Below are 17,178 nucleotides of genomic sequence, written 5' to 3'. Positions count from 1 at the left end.
ATGATTGGATCAGCTTTTTACCGCGACACGAAGCAGTTGCCTCCGGCAGCCTTGTAGCTGGTGCACAGATTGATCGCATCGTTGCGCGATTGCGCAGGCACCCGGACACGGTAGAAGGTGCCCTTGCCGGCGATCTCCGCCTTGACGATGTTGGCGGTGCGACCGGCGAGCACATTTCCATAGCGGCGCTGCAGGTCGGCGTAGTTGGCCTGGGCGCTTTCCACCGTCGGCTGCGAAGCGATCTGCATCGACCACGAACCGCCCGATGTCGAAGCCGTCGCCGGAATGGAGGCAACCTGGTCGGGCTTGACCTCGCCGACCACGTCGACCGGCTGGTCGGACGGGCGCTGCGGCGCCACGGCAACCGTCTGCGGCGTGTTGGCGGACTGGGTCTCAGCCTTCGGCGTGGCCGCCGGCTTCACCGGCTTGACCGGCTTGGCGGTCTCGGCACTTGCCTGGTCGCTATTTGCCTGATCGGCAGGCGCCACGGTGCCGGTCTGCTCGGCATCGGCCGAAGGGGCGACGTGCTGCGGCGCCGGGTCAAGCGGCTCAGTCGCCGCAACCTGTGGCGCGGCCGGCGTCGAGTCCTCGCGGGCCACCAACGAGCCGTCGGGCTTGACCACCATGGTCCGCACCTTGCGCGGGGCAACGGCGACGGTATCGGGGTTCTTGTCGGCTTCCTGCAGCACCTGCGCGATGCGGTCCTCGGATTTTGGCGCCGGCGCGACAGCCGCGTCGGGGTTGACGGCAGCGTCGGGGTTGCCGGCAGCGTCGGGGCCTGGGGCAGCGTCGGTATCGTCGGGCGACAGATCGACGACGCGGCTTTCAGGCTCCTGCGCCTTCACATCTACCGGCTCTTCGGTGTTGGTGACTAGCTTCTCCTGAACCGGCTCGGCCGGCTTGGTGCCCTTGGCGACCGCATCATAAACCTTGTTGTCCTGGTTCGGCACCACGGCGCCGCCCGGATTTTCGGGCTTGACCTTGATCGGCCTGTTGTCGGCCTTGACAATGACCGGCGCATCGCTGCCGCCCTTGCCGCCGAACGACAAGGCGAAGGCGCCAAGGCCGCCGGCAATCGCAACCGCAGCAACGACCCCCGCGACCAGCAGGCCGCTCCTGCGCGGCCGTGCGGCTTCCTGCTCGGCGAGGCCCGGCACCGCCATTGCCTCGTCCAGATCCGGATCGTAGTCGAGTTCGTCGACCGCGAAATCGTCGGCCTGCGAAACCGGCTGGCTGCCGGGCAGATCGTCCATGTCAAAGCCGCCGGCGGCATCGGCGTGGTGAGCTTGCGTGGCTGCAAGCACTTCGGCTGGCCGCGCCGCATAGGCGCGCTGGTCGAGCTCGTGGCCCGAACTGAAGCCGGAACTGTAGGAATCGTCATCATAGCCGGCACTGCGTGCGGCAGTGGGCGGCGCCACTTCCACCGCGTTCATGTCGTTGAGCATGCCGGCGAATTCGGCGTCGATGTCGTCATAGGCGGCCGGCTCGTCTTGCTCGAAGCTGAGCTCTGGAATGTCGAGGTCGTCGGCAATCGCCACCACACGCTCCGGCACATCGACCGTCTCGACATCCGGCATCTCGTCATAGGCCTGAGGCGGCGCCTGGCGCGATGGCGTCGGCGCCACATAGGCAGCAGCGGCAACCGGCTGGTCGCGATAGCTTGGCGCTGCCGCCGGCGGCATGGACGGCTTTTCTGCAAAAGAAGCTTGCGGCTGCGCTGCAAAAGAAGGTTGCGGCTGCGCTGCAAAGGAAGGCTGGGCCGGGGTGGGAGTCACGCGGCTCCACGAACGCGCCGGCTCCGGCGGCGTCGAGCGCCAATCGCCAGCGACCGGTGCTGCCGTATCGTCATGACCGAGATCGATGCCCTTGGCCAGCGCCGCGTCGAAGGCGTGATCATCGAACTCGATCTCGGGCACATGGCCTTCAAGTTCGCCGGCAAGCAGATCGTCGAAATCGGCATCGTCCGCCTGGGCCTCCTGAGGAGCAGGCGCGTGTTCGTCTAGGTCCCAGTCGAGATTATCGACCGGAGCGACCGGCGTCGCGACGGACCGCTGCACCGGGGCAACCGGCTCATAAGTCCTGGTGGGCTCGATGGCGGCAGCCCTGGTGGGCTCGGTGACCACCGGAATCGGGGCGACTGGCGCCGGGCGTGGTGTGGTCATGGCGCCAAGCAGCGCGTTGAGTTCATCTTCCAACGTCCGTTCGTCAGCGACCGGAGCGGCCGGGGTCGCCATATTGGTAGGCGCCACATAGGCTGGTGCGACCGGAGTTGGCTGAACCGGAGCGGGTGCGGTCTCGGCCACCGGCTCGTGATCGGCAAGCGCATCATCGATGCTCAGATCGAAATCGTCGAATGCTTCGTGCGCAGTCTCATGAGAGGGGCTGGCCTCCACGGTCCAGGCCGGCGTCTCGTCCACTTCCGGCGCATCCATCTCAACCGGCGCGCTGACCTGCAGATCGCTGACATCCAGATCGCGCTCTTCCGGATCCTCGGCCTCAACAGGCTGAGCCTCGAAAGCCTGAGGCTCGAAATGCTCGGCTGCAAAGTCCATGTCGACATCGGCCATCGCGTCATCGAAATGAACCGCAAAATCCTCGTCGGCAACAGCGTGGTCGGCGGCGCCCACGACCGGCGCCTCGGCTACTGGCGCGGCATACTGGTCCTGCGCCGGCGCAGGACCGTCCAGCGTCAGCTCGTCTTCCAGCGACATCGAGACGGCATTGTCGAAATCATCGTCGAACGCGAGATCGTCGGCAGGCGCAGCAGCAACCTGCGCGACATCTGCGGCATGGGCGACGGTCGCGCCGTCATCGAGCAGCAACCCCTGCTCGAGCGAAGCGGCAAGGTCGTCATCCATCGGCAGGTCGTCTTCGAGCGGCGATACGTTTTCCAGCGAGCTGGCGACGGCATTGTCGAAATCATCGTCGAATGCAGCTTCGTCGAATGCGGGCTCGGCAAACGAAGGTTCGGCAAACGAGGGTTCAACGGGAGCAGCCGCAGCCTGCGGGGCAGCGCCGAAATCCAGATCGGCGGCATCGTCGAAGACGAAATCATATTCCAGCGAAGCAGCCAGCGCATCGTCCATCGCGGCATCGGTGGTTTCCGGCTCGCGAATCTCGGCAGCAGGTTCGTAGGGCTCAGCGGCAGGCTGGTGAACCTCGGGAGCTGGCTGGCTGGCCTCCATGGAACCGACTTCATCGCCGAATTCGCCCATCAACTCCTTCTCGAGGTCGATGTCGAAATCGCCCTCGTCCGCAGCCGTCTCGACGGCTGGCGCCTGCGGCTTGACCGGCTGGCGCGGATCGAAACCCATGATCCTGGTCAGTTCAGCGAACGGATCATCTTCGGCGATGTCGTTGTTGTCGGCTACTCTCAGCTGGGTTCTGTCTGCCATTATTGTTCCCGAACTCGCACTCATTCGGACGCCATGGACGTCGCGTAGGGTTGGCCCTTACCAGCGCAATGTGGGCAAATGGTGACAGGTGTTTTAGTTAAACCTAACGCATCTCAGTGGGCGCATCAGCCCCAATCAGCGTCAGGCCGGAGGTCAAAACATCCGAAACAGCCTGCACCAGCCCTAGTCTGGCATGAGTCAATTGTCGGTCGTTAACCTTAACAAAACGTAAGTCGGCATTCTCGGTGCCCCGATTCCAGTGTCCATGGAAGGTGGAAGCCAGATCGTAGAGGTAGAATGCCAGCCGGTGCGGCTCCAGCGCAAGGGCCGCGGATTCGATCAGCCTTGGATATTCAGCCAGCTTCCGGATCAGGCCAATCTCGCCCTCATCGGTGAGCGACGCCGAGGCCGCGGCCAGGCTGTTGCGGTCGAAATTGGCCTCGCCCAGTTGCTCGCTCGCCTGCCGGAACACCGAATGACAGCGCGCCGAAGCGTACTGCACGTAGAACACGGGATTGTCCTTGGACTGTTCGGTGACCTTGGCGAAATCGAAGTCGAGCGGCGCGTCGCTCTTGCGGTAGAGCATCATGAAGCGGATCGCATCGCGGCCCACCTCCTCCACCGCTTCGCGCAAGGTCACGAAGTCGCCCGACCGCTTCGACATCCGAACCGGTTCGCCATCGCGAAACAGCTTCACCAGATTGCACAGCAGCACCGTGAGTTGCAGCTTCAGATCATCGCCTGCAATCGCCCGCGCCAGCGCTTCCAGCCGCTTGACGTAGCCGCCATGGTCGGCGCCCAGGACATAGATCAGGCCGACGAAACCGCGGTCGACCTTGTCCTTGAGATAGGCGACGTCGGCGGCGAAATAGGTGAACGAGCCGTCGGACTTGACCAGCGCCCGGTCCATGTCGTCGCCGACCGCCGTCGAGCGAAACAGCGTCTGCTCGCGGTCTTCCCAGTCGTCCGGCTTCTCGCCCTTGGGCGGCGGTAGCTTGCCCTTGTAGATATGGCCTTTCAGCGTCAGATCGTTGATCGCCGAGCGGATTTTTTTGGCATTGTCGGCATGCAGCGTGCGCTCGGAGAAGAAAACGTCGTGATGCACATTGAGCAACGCCAGATCCTCGCGGATCATCACCATCATGGCGTCGATCGTGCGGTCCTTGACGATTGCCAGCGACTCATCGTCGGGCATCTGCAAGAGCTTGCGGCCAAATTCGGCAGCCAGCGCCTGACCGACCGGCACAAGGTAATCGCCGGGATAGAGGCCGGCCGGTATCTCGCCAATGTCGTCGCCCAGCGCTTCGCGGTAGCGCAGGAAGGCCGAACGCCCGAGCACGTCGATCTGCGCGCCGGCGTCGTTGATGATGTATTCCTTGGTGACGTCATAGCCGGCGAAGGCCATCAGATTGGCGAGCGTGTCGCCGACAACCGCGCCCCGGCAATGGCCGACATGCATCGGCCCGGTCGGATTGGCCGAGACATATTCGACATTGGTCTTCTTGCCGCCACCAATGGTCGAGCGGCCGTAGTTTTGCCCCTCGCCGAGCACCGCGGTCAGATGTGCCTGCCAGAAAGCGTCCTTGAGCCGGAGATTGACGAAGCCGGGACCGGCGACGTCGGCTTCGGCAACATCGGCGTCGCTGCGCAGCACTTCCACCAGCCGCTCGGCCAGCGCCCGCGGGTTGTGCCCTGTCGGCTTGGCCAGTACCATCGCCGCATTGGTGGCGAGATCGCCATGGCTGGCGTCGCGCGGCGGCTCGACGGCGATGCGCGACAGGTCGGGCGAAACGCCATTACTGTCTTTCAAATCAAGCGCTTCGACGGCTTTTGTGATTCGCGCGCTGAAATCGGCGAAGATGTTCATGGGTCTTGCTCTGGCGGACTGTGCAGGGGAACCGGCTCATTCGCCGGCAAATCGCGCCCGCCCTAGCTTAAATCGGGCGTATGGTCAAACAGACGGCGGTGTTCCTTCAAGGCGTAGGTATCCGTCATCCCCGCGAGGAAATCGGCGACGCTGCGCGCCCTGATGCGGTCCTCCGCCCGGTCGAGCCCCTCCCGCCAGCCGTCCGGCATGGCGCGCGGATCGGCGTAGTAGACATCGAACAGGTCGCGCACGATCTGCTCGGCCTGAGTGCGCACGCGCATCACCTCGTCATGCCGGTAGAGATGCTTGTAGAGAAAGGTCTTCAATTCCTTCTCGGTCGCCGCCACGTCAGCGGAAAAGGTCACCATCGTTTCGCCCGCCGCCCGCACCGCTTCGGCGCTGTCAGGCTTGATGCGCTCAAGATTGGCGCTGGTGGAAACAATGACATCCTCGACCATCATCGTGATCTGCCGGCGCATCAGCTCATGGCCGGTGCGCACATCGTCCAGGCCCGGATAGCGCGCGCGCACGCTTGCCAGGATCGATCCCGGCAGCGCCACCGTTTCCAGCATGTCCAAGGTCAGGAAGCCGGAGCGCAGGCCGTCGTCGATGTCATGGGTGTTGTAGGCGATATCGTCGGCGATCGCAGCACATTGCGCCTCGATGCCGGCGAAATGGTCGAGTTCGAGGTCGTGCAGCTCGGAATAGTCGCGGATCGCCTGCGGCACCGGGCCTTTGAGCCCTTTTCCCTTGGCATCTGTCAGCGGCCCATTGTGCTTGACCAGCCCTTCCAGCGTTTCCCAGGTCAGGTTTAGCCCGTCGAACTCGGCATAGCGCCGCTCCAGCCGCGTCACCACGCGCAGCGACTGCGCATTGTGGTCGAAGCCGCCCCATTGGGCCATCCGCTCGTTCAGCGCGTCCTCGCCGGTATGGCCGAACGGCGTGTGACCGAAATCGTGCACCAAGGCGACCGCCTCGGCCAGATCCTCGTCGCCGCGCAGCGCTCGCGCCAGAGCCCGCGCAATCTGCGCCACCTCGATCGAATGCGTCAGCCGGGTGCGGTAGTGATCTCCTTCATGGGCGACGAACACCTGCGTCTTGTGCTTCAGGCGGCGGAAGGCAGTCGAATGAATGATACGGTCGCGGTCGCGCTGGAATGGCGTGCGAGTCGGGCTCTCGACCTCGTCATAGAGCCGCCCGCGCGACCTGGCTGGGTCGCTGGCATAGGCCGCGCGCGGCCGATAGCCGAACCCAATGTCGCCAAGCTCATTTGTCATGGCTGATGCCGCCGCAGTTGACTTGCCCCTTCCCGCTTCATACCTATCATGTGAAACCGAAAGCAAGGTGACGCCCATGGGCGCTGATGCCAAGACTGCCATGAAAGTCGAGATGACCGGCGCCGCCGCCAAGCGGATTGCGAAAATCGTCTCTGGCGAGGCCGGCAAGACGGCGCTGCGCGTCTCCGTAGAGGGCGGCGGCTGCTCCGGCTTTTCCTACAAGTTCGACCTGGTCGATACGCGCAATGACGACGACGTCGCCATCGAAAAGGACGGCGCCACCGTGCTGATCGACGATTTGTCGCTGGTCTATATGGGCGGCTCGGTGATCGACTTCGTCGACGATCTGATGGGCCAGTCGTTCCAGATCCGCAACCCCAATGCAGTCGCCTCCTGCGGCTGCGGCACCAGTTTCTCCATCTAGGCAGATGTCCGGCGTCGGCGCGGTCCGTCAGGTCGCACTGTCGGCCGGGCGCGACCTCGACGTCACGCTAGCCTTCTGGCACGATGTGCTCGGCCTCAGCGTTCATGCCCGCTACGATCCGCCGGGCATCGCCTTCATCATGGCCGGTGATATCAGGTTGCTGTTCACCGATGGCGTTCCGGCCGGCACCGTCTATCTCGATATAGCCGGGCTCGAAGCCTTCCACGCCGAGGCGAAAGCGTCCGGCGTTCCCTTCACCGCACCGCCGGCGCTCGTCCACAACGACACCGAAGGCACGTTCGGAACGGCAGGGGAAAGCGAGTGGATGGCCTTTCTAAAGGACCCGGCAGGCAATACGATCGGGCTTGTCGAACGTCTTTCGCCCGAACATCCCTGAGGCCGCCCATGAAAATCGTTACCTGGAACATAAACGGCATTCGCGCCCGCATAGGCAACCTCACCCACTGGCTGAGCGAAAGCCAGCCCGACATCGTCTGCCTGCAGGAGATCAAGTCGGTCGACGAGCAGTTCCCGCGCGCCGAGATCGAGGCGCTTGGCTACAACGTGGAAACCCATGGCCAGAAGGGCTTTAACGGCGTCGCCCTACTGTCGAAACTTCCGTTCGACGAGGTTATCAGAGGCCTGCCCGGTGATGACGCCGACGAGCAGGCGCGCTTCATCGAGGGCGTGTTCTCGACCGACCAGGGCGCGCTGCGCGTCGCCTCGCTCTATCTGCCCAACGGCAATCCCATCGATGACGAGAAGAAATTTCCTTACAAGCTGGCCTGGATGGAGCGGCTGCATCGCTGGGCCGAGCAGCGGCTGCTTCTGGAGGAGGCGCTGGTGCTGGCCGGCGACTACAATGTCATCCCCGAGCCGGTCGATGCGCGCTTCCCCGAGAACTGGCTTGGCGATGCGCTGTTCCAGCCGCAGACCCGGCAGGCCTTCCGGCGACTGAAGAATCTCGGCTTTACCGAGGCGGTGCGCGCCGTCACCGATGCGGCCGATGTCTATACCTTCTGGGATTACCAGGCCGGCGCCTGGCAGAAGAACAACGGCATCCGCATCGACCATCTGCTGCTGTCGCCCGAAGCGGCCAACCGCTTTTCCTCGGCCTCGATCGAAAAGCATGTGCGCGCCTGGGAAAAACCTTCCGACCACGTGCCGGTGGCGATCGATCTGGCGCTGCTGCCGGCTTGATCAGCCGAAACCCTGATATCGCCACAATCGCGCCATTCAGTCAGAGATCAGCATGGCGGCTGGGGTTCCATGGCACTACGATTCCTCCTTTGTCCAATCGGCCTGGCATTTGCCATGGCCTCCCCTGCAGCGGCACTTGCCGACCAGCAGTGCCTGGCCAATGGCAAGTCCTACCAAGTCGGCCAGGTCACCTGCCTGACGGTTTCAGACAAGAGCCATATGGCCCGCTGCGACCTGGTGCTCAACAACACCTCATGGACCAAGATCGGCGATACCTGTCCCGACAGCACGATTAAGCCGCATCTGCACGTCACGCCGATCTCGATGCCGGTACACAGAGCGGTGCCGGCGGAACTCACCGAGAACTGATGGATGTGAGCTAATCTCCCCCCTCAAGGGGGGAGATTGGCAATTTCACTGGTCGTCACCACCCTTGGTGAGAAGATCGTCGGCAAGCGAAATCGCCGTGCGGCGGTCGGCTTCGCCGGCGGCGGCAAATGCCTCTTCCTGCATGCCGCGGATCCACGGCTGGTCGCTCGGCGAGGCGCGTTCGAGCGCGGCGGTCATCATGGCCAGCCCGCGCACGATCTTGCCGCTCTGGAACAGAAGATTGCCGAGCGTCGCCTGGGCGCCGGCATGGCCTTTTTCGGCGGCGAGTTGGAACCAGCGGCCGGCCTGCTTGACGCTGGCCTTGACGCCGCCCTCGCCCTTCAAAAACATCTGGCCCATCTCGAACTGGGCGTTCGGGTTGCGGTAGTTGGCGGCCGCGCGCATGTAATATTCCTGCGCCGCGACCTCGTTTTCCTCGACCGGGCTGCCGGGGATACCTGTCCGGAGATAGTCGCCCAGCGCCACCAGCGCGTCGGAGACATAGCTTTCCTCCGGCGATCCCGGCTCGACATCCTGATCGACGATCTCGGAGAAGAATTTGAAGGCCGCATAGTCGTCGCGCGTCACGCCGTCGCCTTCGGCGTACATGCGCGCGAGCTTCCAGGTGGCGCCGATCTGGCCGTTCTCGGCGGCGTATTTATAGGCCTCGACCGCCTGTTCCTTGTGGCCGCTCTTGTAAGCGGAGAAGCCGAACTGGAACACGGCCCATGGGCTCGATTGCGGCTTCACGCCGGTCTTGTCGTCGAACACCTTGTCGTCGAAGGCCATGGCCTGGCCCACGGCGCCAAAGATCGCAACAGCGACCAGTGCCGGAAGGACAGACGACCTCAACAACTCAGATATCCGCATAGCAATGTGTTTCTTTGGCACCGCCCGGATGGGTGACCGCGCCGTCGCGGGCAGGCCCTACCGTTTGTGCGTATTTCCAGATCGCGCCCGACTGATAGTCGGTCGTGCGCGCCTTCCAGGCCTTCGCCCGCGTTGCCAGTTCGGCCTCGGACAGGTCGACCTCGATCGTGCCTTTGGTTGCATCGATCGAAATCACATCGCCGTCTTTCAAGAGCCCGATCGGGCCGCCAACGGCAGCTTCGGGCCCGACATGACCGATGCAGAAACCGCGCGTCGCGCCCGAGAAACGACCGTCGGTGATGAGAGCGACCTTGCCGCCCATGCCCTGGCCGTAGAGCGCCGCCGTCGTCGACAGCATCTCGCGCATGCCCGGGCCGCCGCGCGGACCTTCGTAACGGATGACGAGAACCTCGCCTTCCCGGTAGTTGCGGTGCGTGACCGCCTCGAAACATTCCTCTTCCGAATCGAAACACCGTGCCGGACCTGAGAATTTCAGCTCCGTCATGCCCGCGACCTTCACGATCGCGCCTTCGGGGGCAAGGTTGCCCTTCAAGCCCACGACACCGCCGGTTTGGGTGATTGGTCGGTTGGCGGGACGGACCACATCCTGGCTATCATTCCAGGCAACATGCTCCATGTTTTCGGCCAAAGTACGGCCAGTCACGGTCATGCAGTCGCCATGGAGATAGCCGTGGTCGAGCAGCGTCTTCATCAACAGCGGAATGCCGCCGGCCTCGAACATGTCCTTGGCGACATATTTGCCGCCCGGCTTGAGGTCGGCGATGTAGGGCGTCTTCTCGAAAATCGCGGCAACGTCGAACAGGTCGAACTTGATGCCTGCCTCATGCGCGATCGCCGGCAGGTGCAAAGCCGCATTGGTCGAGCCGCCGGTGGCCGAGACCACGGTCGCCGCATTCTCCAGCGCCTTCAGCGTGACGACGTCGCGCGGCCGGATGTTCTTGGCGATCAGCTCCATGATCTTTTCGCCGGAGGCGAAATTGAAGCGGTCGCGCATCTCGTAGGGCGCCGGCGCGCCGCAGGAGTACGGCAGCGCCAGGCCGATCGCCTCGGCGACGGTGGCCATAGTGTTGGCTGTGAACTGGGCCCCGCAGGAGCCGGCGGACGGACACGCCGCCTGCTCGATCTCGAGCAGTTCGGCATCGCTGACCGTGCCGACCGAATGCTGGCCGACCGCCTCGAACACGTCCTGCACGGTGATCTGGCGGCCGCGATAGGAGCCCGGCAGGATCGAGCCGCCATAGATGAAGATCGACGGCACGTTGAGCCGCACCATGGCCATCATCATGCCGGGCAGCGACTTGTCGCAGCCGGCAAGGCCGACCAGCGCATCGTAGCAATGTCCGCGCATGGTGAGTTCGACCGAATCGGCGATGACATCGCGCGACACCAGCGACGACTTCATGCCCTGGTGGCCCATGGCGATGCCGTCGGTGACGGTGATGGTGCAGAATTCGCGCGGCGTGCCGTTGGCGGCCGCGACGCCTTTCTTGACCACTTGCGCCTGGCGCATCAGCGAGATGTTGCAAGGCGCCGCCTCGTTCCAGCAGGAGGCAACGCCGACCAGCGGCTGCGCGATCTCGGCGGCAGACAGGCCCATGGCATAGAGATACGAACGGTGCGGCGCACGCGCCGGACCGACGGTCACATGGCGGCTAGGCAGCTTGGCCTTGGAAATGACTTTGGCGTCCATTCTCTTCCTTGCCGCGGGCGGTGCGGCCTGCCTCATCGCCGAGCCTTGTGGCGCGTGTCCCGAGACGAATTCGAGGTGCGCCGGGTTTATGGCGGGAAATGGGCAATTTCTTCGGGCGAGGCTGTAGCGCGGGGGTTGGTCGGGAACTGTTGCCAAAACGTCACAATTGCGAGAGGTGAAAGTGATGCGACGGATTTGCAACACCAAGTTTTCCGTCATCGCTCGATGGTCCACCCACAAAACAAAAAGGCCGGGCTATACCCGGCCTTTCGTTATAATTTTCAGAGCCTTAGAACTTGATCTTGACGCCGCCCGAAATTGCCGTGACCAGATCGTTGCCGAAGTCGTAGCTGACGTCGGTACCGGCCTCATAGCCATTCTCGTCAGTCAACGTGCCTGAGTGACCACTGGTCAGTACACCAACCGCGCCGGCCAACCGCACTTCGATGTTGGCGGTTGGCGTGTAAGCGACGCCGCCACCGAGCGTCCAGGTATCGGTCTGCGAGCCAACACCGTGCGACGTGCCGCGATCCCAAGATAGCTGGGCGGCACCACTCCACTGCTCATTGAACTTGTGGCCGATGCCGGAGGTCACCGTCCAGCCATCGCGGTACATCAGGTCGAGCGAGGTTAGCCTAACTGGAAATGGGGAAATCGTCGTGCAAGGTGCAAGGCCCTTGGTTGCTTGCGAGCAGATCGGAATGCTCTGCAGCACACTCCAGTTGACCCATTTGATCGAGCCGAAAGCGAGCCAGCCAGGCGCGATGCCTGACTGAAGCTTCAATTCCACCGAATCCGGCATAGACGCGGAACCGTAGATGTCAGGTTTACCCTGGCCGACTTGCGATAGGTCGAGCGTACCCTCAAGATTGTCCAACTTGACCTGCGAGTTATAAACGAGGCTGGCACGCAGCGCGATTTCGGGGATCTCATAAGCAAGGCCGGCGCGCCAGCCCCAGCCGGTACCCTTTAGGTCAACGCGGCCAACGGCGCCAGGCGCCAGCGGCGTGATGAAGCTTTCCTTGAAACCATAGACTTCTTGGTAAAAGACACCGCCGATAAAACGTAGCTGGCCCTTGCCGGCATCCATTTTGTAGGAGCAGGTGGCTGCGTAATTATTGCTCTTGATATCGGTTTCGATGTTGGAGAAAGAGCCGTTCCAGATGCCAGGATTCGTATGCGCGCCCCAAGGCTGCGAATAGTCAGCCATGCAGTCGACGTCTTTAACCACCTCGGCCTTGAAGCCTATGCGCGGCACCCAGTAGCCTTCGCTGTCATCAGCTGTGCTTTTGAAGTTGAGCGTCGCGTTGCCGTCGACGGCATTCTTGAGCTTGCGCTCAGGCATCACGTAGGTCGCCTCGGCTTCGGTGGCGAAGCGCGCCGGATCGAACAGAAGGTCGATGTCGTAGCCACCGCGCTCGATGCCGCCGGCATGTACGGAACCGATCAAGCCCAGCGAAAAACACCCCGCCCCCAGCAGTGTTTTAAAACGCAGATTGTTCATGGATATCCTCCCCGAAATACTAGTGGGTCAAGCTAGAACCAATTCGGGTTAACGGCGCAACAATGAATTCACATAGCGTACATGTACACCTGAGCCGGCTGCCTTTCCGGCACAGCGGCTGGTTCCGAAGCAAGGCCGAAAAACGACTTTCCGGGGGCAGATCAGCGAAAGAATTCTGTGAAACCCGTCACAAAAACCTCAAAAACAAGCCCTTTCGGAGCTATTTGGCCCGATTGTTACATTATGGCAACAATGGGGCTGAAACTTTCCGTTTACGTCAATATTAACCTTACGGAATGCCTGTTGTTCGAGCAAAAGAACCGCCGCCAAGCACTTGCCGGCGCCTTGCGAATCCAGCGCTCAACCAGCGTCGCGCACCCTGGTCAACGCCACCGAAAGCTTCTCCTGCTGATCGCGGTATTCGTCGAGTTTTTCGCGCTCGGCCGCGACGATCTCTTCCGGCGCGCTGGCGACGAACCGTTCATTCGACAGCTTCTTGTGCAACCGCGCGATTTCCTCGGTCACCTTGGCCAGTTCTTTCTGCAGCCGCGCCGCCTCGGCGGAGAGATCGATCAGGCTGCCGAGCGGCAGGCAGACCGTCGCCTCGTTGACCACGATCTGGGCCGAGCCCTTGGGTGCCGCGTCCTCCAGCGAGATATCGCCGACCCGCGCCAGCCGCTTGATGGCGGACGCATGGCGGTCGAGCCTCTGCCGGGTCTCGACGCTGGCGCCAACCACCACCAACGGTGCGATCGCCGCCGGCGGCACGTTCATTTCGGAGCGCACGGAGCGGATGCCGGACACCAGATCGACCAGCCAGTTGATGTCGGCGGCCGCGTCCGCGTCCTCGAAGTCCGGCGACGGCCAGGCGGCGTGGCAAAGCAGCGTTGCGCGCGTCCGGCCCTCGCCCGCCGTCTGCGCCCACAACTCCTCGGTCATGAACGGCATCATCGGGTGAAGCAGCTTGTAGATCTCGTCGAGCACGAAGGCGACGCAGGCGCGGCTTTCGGCTTTGGCCGCCTCGTCAGTGCCCATGAACACCGGCTTGAGCAGTTCGAGATACCAGTCGCAAAACAGGTTCCAGACGAAGCGGTAGGCAGCCCCTGCCGCCTCGTTGAAGCGGTATGAGGTGATGCCCTCGGTGATCGCGTGCGACGCCCGGGTCAATTCGGTCAGGATCCAGCGGTTGACCGGCAACTTGGCGTCGTTCAGCCAAAAATCGTCATTGCGCGCGACCTCGTTCATCTCGGCAAAGCGTGTCGCGTTCCACAGCTTGGTGCCGAAATTGCGGTAGCCGGCGATGCGCGCCGGATCGAGTTTTACGTCGCGCCCCTGCGCCGCCATCACCGTCAGCGTGAAGCGCAGTGCGTCAGCACCAAACTCGTCGATGAGGTCGAGCGGATCGATGACGTTGCCTTTCGACTTCGACATCTTCTGCCCGTTCTTGTCGCGCACCAGCGCATGCACATAGACGGTGTGGAACGGCTCCTCGTGCATGAAATGCAGGCCCATCATCATCATCCGGGCGACCCAGAAGAAGATGATGTCGAAACCGGTCACCAGCACGTCGGTCTGGTAATAGGTTTTCAGCTCCGGCGTGTGATCCGGCCAGCCCAGTGTCGAGAACGGCCAAAGCGCCGACGAGAACCAGGTGTCGAGCACGTCCTCGTCGCGGCTCAGGATCTCGCCCGGCTTGAAGGTCTCGAGCTTGTCCTCGACCCAGGCCTTCCATGGACCTTCCAGCGCCAGATAATATTCGATCGCGGCGCCCAGCGCCTCTTCCTCGGTCTTCTCGACGAAGACCCGGCCGTCCGGCCCGTACCAGGCCGGGATCTGGTGACCCCACCATAGCTGGCGTGAAATACACCAGGGCTGGATGTTCTCCATCCAGTCGAAATAGGTCTTTTCCCAGTTCTTGGGCACGAAGTTGGTACGGCCTTCGCGCACCGATGCGATCGCCGGCTTGGCCAGCTCGGCGGCGTTTGCATACCACTGCTCGGTCAGAAACGGCTCGATCGGCACGCCGCCGCGGTCGCCATGCGGCACGGCGTGGCGATGCGGCTCGATCTTGTCGAGGAAGCCGCCGGCCTCCATCAGCTCGACGATTTTCTTGCGCGCGACGAAACGGTCGAGACCGTCGAGCTCGTCCCAGACGGCCTGGCGCTCCGGCGTCACGTCGAGCCCGGCGAGAAAATCCTCGTTATCCCTGAGCGTTATTGCCGCCTCGATGGTCAGGATGTTGATCGCCGGCAGCTTGTGGCGCTTGCCAACCTCGAAATCGTTGAAGTCGTGCGCCGGCGTGATCTTGACGGCGCCGGAACCCTTTTCCGGGTCGGAATACTCGTCAGCCACAACCGGAATTTTCCGGCCGACGATCGGCAACACGACATTCTTGCCGACCAGATGCCGGTAGCGCTCGTCGTCCGGGTGCACGGCGACTGCCGTATCGCCCAGCATCGTCTCGGGCCGTGTCGTCGCCACGGTGATGAATGTCCCAGGATTTTCCGGATCGAAAATCTCGCCCTCGATCGGATAGCGGAAGTGCCAGAGATTGCCATTGACCTCCTGCGGCTCGACCTCCAGGTCGGAGATCGCCGTCAACAGCTTCGGGTCCCAGTTCACAAGGCGCTTGTCCTTGTAGATCAGCCCTTCCTTGTAGAGGCTGACAAAAACTTCGAGCACGGCCTTGGACAGGCCTTCATCCATGGTGAAGCGTTCGCGCGACCAGTCCGCCGAGGCGCCGAGCCGCTTCAGCTGGTTGAAAATGGCGCCGCCGGACTCGGCCTTCCACTCCCAGACCTTGTCGATGAACTGTTCGCGGGTGAGATCGCGGCGATGTATCTGCTTTTCCATCAGCTGGCGTTCGACCACCATCTGCGTGGCGATGCCGGCATGATCCATGCCGGGCTGCCACAGCACGTTTTTGCCGCGCATGCGCTCGAAGCGCACGAGTATGTCCTGCAGCGTGTTGTTGAGTGCATGGCCCATATGCAGCGAGCCGGTGACGTTGGGCGGCGGGATGACGATGGTGAAGGCCTCCGCCCCCTCCTCGGCGCCGGCGCCGGCGCGAAATGCGTCCGCCTCTTCCCAGATTTTGGCGATCCTGGGCTCGACGGTCTTGGCGTCGTAGGTCTTTTCAAGCATGGGAAAATGGTCCGCGCGGTCGGGAGTTTTGCTGACCCGGTGTAAATCGGAAGGTTTTGGCCAAGTCAACCGCGAGGGCGGCCTCAGTCCTTCAACGCAAATAGGCGGGGCCCTGGTCATTTCAACGGGAAGGCCATGCCTGCACCTTCATCGTCAGCGATCCCGACGGTAACCTGATCGTGTTCGCGACATCGGCCGGAAGCTGACCTGCAGCGAAAGCGTCGCCCGAAGGCGGCGCCTTAATCCGGAACGGGCTATGGTGATGTCTACTGCGCGCCGCGCGCGACGCGCTCGATTTCTTCGCGTACCAGGCGCTCGACCAGCGTCGGCAGATTGTTGTCCAGCCAGTCCTGCAACATCGGCCGCAGCATCTCCTCGGCCATCTCGTCGACGGTCTTCTTGCTGCGGCTGGCGAAGGCGTCGGAGAGCTCGCCGAAGGCGGCTGCGACCTGCCGTCCCGTATGTTCCGAAACGATCGCCGACCGAACCGGAGTTGTATCGGCCGGGCGCGCGTGCTCGCTGCGCGAAGGATGAGCCTCGAAAGCCGGCTCGGCAGCGAGATCGTCTTCGAAAGCCTCGACCTCCGCGATTGCTGCCTGCCGATTTTCAGTCTCTGGCTGCCTGATCTCCGGCTGCCGTACTGTCTCAGCCGGTTTTGTCTGATTGCCAACCGCCGCGATTTCGCGGCGCCAATCCGTGACGATCGAGTCGGTGGTTTCCGCCTTTGCCCGCACTGCAGCTTCTGCCCTGACGGCGGGAGCAGGCTCGCTGGCTATCCTGGCGCTCACTTCCGCCAGGGTCATCGGAGCATGCGCGGGTGGCGCGGCGGTCGTGGCATTTGCCGCAATGGCAGGCTTCACTGGCGACGGCTCGGAGCGCGGCTCCGGCCGCGCAACCACCGGCTCGGCCAGTTGGGCCTGCACCTCGGCCAGCGTCACCGGCTTCTTGCTTTCGGTCGAGCTGTGCAATTCGCTGCGGAATGCCTCGACATCCGAAACAGGCCCGGCGGCCGGCACAAGGTCCTGGCGCAACTCATCGGCGTCGCCCGGCAGCTTGCGGCCGGTGTCGCTGTCTTCGATGATCCTCCTGATGGAAGCCAGTATTTCTTCCATGGAAGGTTCGCGCTGTGCGCTGCTTGCCGTCGCCATCGTCACATCCGCCGCCCCCGCGCATGATCCCGAAAATCGATTTTCGATTTTCGAAGAGGATCAGGCGCAAATCAAAGTTCTACAGCGTCCTTTGCGCATCCATCGGACGCGTGGCGCTGTAGTGACCCGTTCCTGGATTCCTGTCCGGCAAAGCCGGATACGAATCATGGCGACAGCGTAGCCGACGGATCGCCATCCGAGAATCCCCAATCTCGGAAGACGCCGGATTTCAACAATTTAGGCTACAAAAGACAAACGCCGCGCATCCA

General features: G+C 62.9%; 13 protein-coding genes. 5 read left to right on the top strand and 8 right to left on the bottom strand.

The genetic code is table 11. The annotated features are described in order from the left end of the window. Positions 1-17: 17 nt before the first annotated feature. The 3 genes from NKK50_RS03630 to NKK50_RS03620 form a co-directional block, all read right to left on the bottom strand. The gene (locus NKK50_RS03630) at positions 18-3,395 is read right to left on the bottom strand and encodes an SPOR domain-containing protein (protein ID WP_352499613.1); all 3,378 of its coding nucleotides are present in this window, start codon (positions 3,393-3,395) and stop codon (positions 18-20) included. 103 nt (positions 3,396-3,498) lie between these two features. Beyond that, a complete protein-coding gene (argS, locus tag NKK50_RS03625; protein ID WP_023833793.1) occupies positions 3,499-5,262 on the bottom strand; it encodes an arginine--tRNA ligase in 1,764 nt (587 codons plus the stop codon). Between the two features lie 62 nt (positions 5,263-5,324). Then, positions 5,325-6,539, bottom strand: a complete 1,215-nt coding sequence (locus NKK50_RS03620; protein WP_352499612.1) for a deoxyguanosinetriphosphate triphosphohydrolase — start codon at positions 6,537-6,539, stop codon at positions 5,325-5,327. Positions 6,540-6,615: 76 nt separating this feature from the next. Between NKK50_RS03620 and erpA the strand changes: the two genes are divergently transcribed. The 4 genes from erpA to NKK50_RS03600 all read left to right on the top strand — a co-directional run bounded on the left by erpA (position 6,616) and on the right by NKK50_RS03600 (position 8,532). Next, entirely contained in the window at positions 6,616-6,963 is a 348-nt protein-coding gene (erpA, locus tag NKK50_RS03615) for an iron-sulfur cluster insertion protein ErpA (protein WP_352499611.1), read from the top strand. A gap of 4 nt (positions 6,964-6,967) precedes the next feature. Then, the gene (locus NKK50_RS03610; protein ID WP_023681658.1) at positions 6,968-7,360 is read left to right on the top strand and encodes a VOC family protein; all 393 of its coding nucleotides are present in this window, start codon (positions 6,968-6,970) and stop codon (positions 7,358-7,360) included. A gap of 8 nt (positions 7,361-7,368) precedes the next feature. Further along, on the top strand, positions 7,369-8,163 hold the full coding sequence (gene xth / locus NKK50_RS03605; RefSeq protein WP_023667698.1) for an exodeoxyribonuclease III: 795 nt from the start codon (positions 7,369-7,371) through the stop codon (positions 8,161-8,163). Positions 8,164-8,277: 114 nt separating this feature from the next. After that, positions 8,278-8,532 carry a hypothetical protein gene (locus tag NKK50_RS03600; RefSeq protein WP_245259994.1) on the top strand — a complete coding sequence of 85 codons (255 nt, stop codon included), beginning with the start codon at positions 8,278-8,280 and terminating at the stop codon, positions 8,530-8,532. 45 nt (positions 8,533-8,577) lie between these two features. Here the strand turns inward: NKK50_RS03600 and NKK50_RS03595 are convergent, their stop codons facing one another. The 5 genes from NKK50_RS03595 to NKK50_RS03575 all read right to left on the bottom strand — a co-directional run bounded on the left by NKK50_RS03595 (position 8,578) and on the right by NKK50_RS03575 (position 16,909). After that, complete coding sequence (locus tag NKK50_RS03595) at positions 8,578-9,402, bottom strand: tetratricopeptide repeat protein (protein ID WP_023714413.1); 825 nt, start codon at positions 9,400-9,402, stop codon at positions 8,578-8,580. Next, positions 9,389-11,113 carry a dihydroxy-acid dehydratase gene (gene ilvD / locus NKK50_RS03590; protein WP_023706010.1) on the bottom strand — a complete coding sequence of 575 codons (1,725 nt, stop codon included), beginning with the start codon at positions 11,111-11,113 and terminating at the stop codon, positions 9,389-9,391. Before ilvD ends, NKK50_RS03595 begins: the two co-directional genes overlap by 14 nt. A gap of 289 nt (positions 11,114-11,402) precedes the next feature. Beyond that, complete coding sequence (locus tag NKK50_RS03585) at positions 11,403-12,617, bottom strand: OmpP1/FadL family transporter (protein ID WP_023701680.1); 1,215 nt, start codon at positions 12,615-12,617, stop codon at positions 11,403-11,405. Positions 12,618-12,977: 360 nt separating this feature from the next. Continuing rightward, positions 12,978-15,761: a valine--tRNA ligase gene (locus NKK50_RS03580; protein ID WP_023744775.1), complete on the bottom strand. Its 2,784-nt coding sequence runs from the start codon at positions 15,759-15,761 to the stop codon at positions 12,978-12,980. Between the two features lie 266 nt (positions 15,762-16,027). Further along, entirely contained in the window at positions 16,028-16,909 is an 882-nt protein-coding gene (locus NKK50_RS03575) for a PopZ family protein (protein ID WP_023833794.1), read from the bottom strand. Here NKK50_RS03575 and NKK50_RS03570 point away from each other — a divergent pair. Further along, positions 16,851-17,090: a hypothetical protein gene (locus NKK50_RS03570; protein ID WP_196814986.1), complete on the top strand. Its 240-nt coding sequence runs from the start codon at positions 16,851-16,853 to the stop codon at positions 17,088-17,090. The two genes, NKK50_RS03575 and NKK50_RS03570, sit on opposite strands and share 59 nt — an antisense overlap. Positions 17,091-17,178 lie beyond the last annotated feature (88 nt).

This window comes from Mesorhizobium sp. M0001 (assembly GCF_040324255.1).
Taxonomy (GTDB): Bacteria; Pseudomonadota; Alphaproteobacteria; order Rhizobiales; family Rhizobiaceae; genus Mesorhizobium.
Note: the sequence above shows the minus strand (reverse complement) of the source record. Positions and strands in the feature narration are given on the sequence as shown.

Coding starts and splice junctions, on each gene's coding strand:
- NKK50_RS03630 (WP_352499613.1), bottom strand. CDS start 3,395: ATGGCAGACAGAACCCAGCTGAGAGTAGCCGACAACAACGACATCGCC.
- argS (WP_023833793.1), bottom strand. CDS start 5,262: ATGAACATCTTCGCCGATTTCAGCGCGCGAATCACAAAAGCCGTCGAA.
- NKK50_RS03620 (WP_352499612.1), bottom strand. CDS start 6,539: ATGACAAATGAGCTTGGCGACATTGGGTTCGGCTATCGGCCGCGCGCG.
- erpA (WP_352499611.1), top strand. CDS start 6,616: ATGGGCGCTGATGCCAAGACTGCCATGAAAGTCGAGATGACCGGCGCC.
- NKK50_RS03610 (WP_023681658.1), top strand. CDS start 6,968: ATGTCCGGCGTCGGCGCGGTCCGTCAGGTCGCACTGTCGGCCGGGCGC.
- xth (WP_023667698.1), top strand. CDS start 7,369: ATGAAAATCGTTACCTGGAACATAAACGGCATTCGCGCCCGCATAGGC.
- NKK50_RS03600 (WP_245259994.1), top strand. CDS start 8,278: ATGGCCTCCCCTGCAGCGGCACTTGCCGACCAGCAGTGCCTGGCCAAT.
- NKK50_RS03595 (WP_023714413.1), bottom strand. CDS start 9,402: ATGCGGATATCTGAGTTGTTGAGGTCGTCTGTCCTTCCGGCACTGGTC.
- ilvD (WP_023706010.1), bottom strand. CDS start 11,113: ATGGACGCCAAAGTCATTTCCAAGGCCAAGCTGCCTAGCCGCCATGTG.
- NKK50_RS03585 (WP_023701680.1), bottom strand. CDS start 12,617: ATGAACAATCTGCGTTTTAAAACACTGCTGGGGGCGGGGTGTTTTTCG.
- NKK50_RS03580 (WP_023744775.1), bottom strand. CDS start 15,761: ATGCTTGAAAAGACCTACGACGCCAAGACCGTCGAGCCCAGGATCGCC.
- NKK50_RS03570 (WP_196814986.1), top strand. CDS start 16,851: ATGGAAGCCAGTATTTCTTCCATGGAAGGTTCGCGCTGTGCGCTGCTT.
- NKK50_RS03575 (WP_023833794.1), bottom strand. CDS start 16,909: ATGGCGACGGCAAGCAGCGCACAGCGCGAACCTTCCATGGAAGAAATA.